This window comes from Peptoniphilus sp. oral taxon 836 str. F0141 (genome assembly GCF_000179335.1).
In the GTDB taxonomy this organism is placed as follows: domain Bacteria; phylum Bacillota; class Clostridia; order Tissierellales; family Peptoniphilaceae; genus Peptoniphilus_A; species Peptoniphilus_A lacrimalis.
In genome coordinates this window covers 1-1506 of record NZ_AEAA01000137.1, presented here as the reverse complement: position 1 = coordinate 1506, position 1506 = coordinate 1, and the positions used below count along the sequence as shown (strand labels likewise).

Here is a 1506-nt window from a genome sequence, read left to right as displayed (position 1 = left end):
TTTTGTAAGTGGTTGCAGGGATAGGGGCATTATTCCTATTGTGGCAACTGGTAGAGAATATACGACAGCAAAAAGATTTGTTGGTGATGTAGACATAGATTTAATCTGCAATAATGGGAACTTAATTAGAAATTCAATGGATTCTAAAACTTTGTATGTAAATCCCATTTCTCATGAAGATTTAAAGGAAGTTTATAATTTAGATAAGGATAAGTCTTGCAATCTCCTTTTACATGTTAGTGGCAATAAGGATGTTGATGTAATTTATCAAGATGATGGTAAAAGGTTTATTGATGATGACTATATAAGTAGGTTTAGCAAAAGAACCGCTACATTCAATCAATTGATGATGTATCTTTAGATGTTTTATCTATAGTTTTTACAGGAAAAAATGAAGATTTATTTAAATTGAGAGATGTTTTTAACAGCAACATATCTGATAAATTTAATATTCATCTTATGGCTATGCAAACAAGAGCCGAATATATGCTTGAAGTTTTGCAAAAAAATGGAGATAAGTTTGAGGGGCTTAAGTTTTATTGCAAAAGTAAAAATATTGATTTAAAAGATGTTGTAGCAATTGGAGATGATTCTAACGACAAAAATATCATTAAAAATTGCGGTTTAGGAATTGCGATGATAAATGCAATACCAGATGTAAAAGATGTAGCTAAACTTATTTCCAAAAAAGACAACAATAATAACGGAGCTATAGAAATTTTAAAAGAAGTGTTGTGGTGATTATATGAATATTAATTGGTATCCAGGCCATATGAAAAAAACAATAGAGGATATTGAAAGGAAAAAACTCATAACAGATTTTTGCATAGAAATTATTGATGCAAGAATTCCTTTTTCTTCCTCTAATCCTCTATTAAATGAAGTAATAAAAGGTAAAAAGAAACTTATTATTTTTAATAAATCAGACCTTTGCGATGAAAATATGACCAGTAAGTGGATTTCTCACTATAAAAGTAAGGATATAAACGTTCTTAAATATAATGCCACAAAGCCAAATGTTAACGCAGTTATAAAAGCTTCTATGGAACTTATGGCAGAAGAAATAAAAAAATTTAAGGACAAGGGAATAAATCACGGAGCTTTAAAGGCGATGGTTGTAGGAATCCCAAATTCAGGCAAGTCAACTTTTATTAACGGCATAAGTGGGAGAAAATCTGCAAAAACAGGAAATACACCAGGCATAACAAAAACAAATCAATGGATTAGACTAAATAAAAATCTTCATCTTTTAGATACACCTGGAGTTTTATGGCATAAATTTCCGGAAAATGTTGGAATTAATTTAGCTTTTACAGGAGCCATTAAAGATGAAATTATGGACAGAGAAACTTTAGGGCTGAAATTAATTGAAAGATTAAATAGTATTGATAAAAATATTTTAAAGTCAAGATATGGTGTTGATACAGAAAAAAAGCCTATTGAAATAATGGAGGACATTGGTAAAAAAAGAGGAGCTTTACTAAGAGGCGCCTTGATAGATTATGA

General features: G+C 29.8%; 3 protein-coding genes. All 3 read left to right on the top strand.

Going from position 1 to position 1506, the window contains the following annotated elements; genetic code table 11:
• Nucleotides 1-361 (top strand): HAD family hydrolase (locus HMPREF9131_RS08900; RefSeq protein WP_255348615.1); only part of this gene is annotated, 361 nt, incomplete at its 5' end.
• Complete coding sequence (locus tag HMPREF9131_RS08895; RefSeq protein WP_369744400.1) at nt 334-741, top strand: HAD family hydrolase; 408 nt, start codon at nt 334-336, stop codon at nt 739-741. The genes HMPREF9131_RS08900 and HMPREF9131_RS08895, both read left to right, overlap by 28 nt.
• Nucleotides 742-745: 4 nt before the next feature.
• Nucleotides 746-1506 (top strand): ribosome biogenesis GTPase YlqF (gene ylqF, locus HMPREF9131_RS07395; RefSeq protein WP_009346243.1); only part of this gene is annotated, 761 nt, incomplete at its 3' end.